Source organism: Paraprevotella xylaniphila YIT 11841 (assembly GCF_000205165.1).
In the GTDB taxonomy this organism is placed as follows: domain Bacteria; phylum Bacteroidota; class Bacteroidia; order Bacteroidales; family Bacteroidaceae; genus Paraprevotella; species Paraprevotella xylaniphila.
Genome location: NZ_GL883881.1, coordinates 1 through 1,140, shown reverse-complemented (window position 1 = coordinate 1,140; position 1,140 = coordinate 1). Strand labels below are relative to the sequence as shown.

The 1,140-nt window shown below is 38.9% G+C and carries 1 protein-coding gene and 1 pseudogene; one reads left to right on the top strand and one right to left on the bottom strand.

Going from position 1 to position 1,140, the window contains the following annotated elements:
• Nucleotides 1-430, top strand: a pseudogene (locus HMPREF9442_RS12810) (conjugal transfer protein TraG); the annotation flags it as partial.
• Between the two features lie 41 nt (nucleotides 431-471).
• On the opposite strand, the gene HMPREF9442_RS12805 reads toward HMPREF9442_RS12810, so the two are convergent.
• On the bottom strand, nucleotides 472-1,140 hold a 669-nt coding region (locus tag HMPREF9442_RS12805), incomplete at its 5' end, for a hypothetical protein (RefSeq protein WP_008629312.1).

Below are 1,140 nucleotides of genomic sequence, written 5' to 3'. Positions count from 1 at the left end.
GGCAAAGACACTATCGGAACGGTTCGGTAAGGTGTTGCAGAAGCGGCAGTCCATTTCCATCAACCGGCAGGATGTTTCCACCTCCATAAATACGCAGATGGACGCGCTCATCCCACCAAGCAAGATTTCCGGTCTGACGCAGGGCATGTTTGTCGGTTCGGTGTCCGACAACTTCAACGAGCGTATCGAGCAGAAGATTTTTCACAGTGAGATTGTGGTGGATGCCGAAAAGGTGAAACGGGAAGAAAGTGCCTACAAGAAAATTCCCGTCATTACAAACTTCACGGACGAGGACGGCAACGACCGCATGAAGGAAACGGTGCAGGCGAACTACCGGCGCATCAAGGAAGAGGTGAAGCAGATTGTGCAGGAGGAACTGGAGCGCATCGCGGGCGATGATAACCTGAAACATCTGTTGCAGCAGAAGTAGCCTATTAAAATAAGGGCGGATTTTAGCTATCCGCCCTTATTTTAATATTCCTCCAAATGTTTATTTTGACGTAAATCTTCAATGTAACATGCTAAGTTACCTGAAACTTTATTAAATACTTTATCAAGATATGGGATGATATTTTCCAAATTCAATTCCAACTCTAACGGGAAACTATGATATTGATGTAAAAACCTTTTGATGTCATTTCTTTCTGAAACAGATAAAAGCAAAAATGGATTACTGTTTTTATAATATACCATTGCTGAAAGATGAATAAAAGCGCATCCTAATTTGTAGACAAAAAGAGGCCAGCCATAAAATTTATCAGCTAAATCCACCATTTGTTTATCGGTCACGACTTTCTTTGTATTGGGATAAGACCATTTTATTCCCTCCAAAGTTTGGTTTATAAAATGCTCTCGAAGGTTTAAGTCACTAATTGACAACAAAAACATTACTCTTACCATAGAATCTAATTCTTGACGCAGAATAGATATTACCTGCCCATATAATTGTTGTTGCAACAAAATATTTATGGCGCAAGAATGTTCTTTTGACCTTTGGGTAACTATGTCGCAAAATAAATTAATATTATTTGTTTTCATTATTGAATAATTTCGTTTATAAGACACAGGATTTACTATTGGTTGCCAAATATATCTGATGCAGTATTTCTTTTTCATTGTATATGACGGTATGACTGCCGC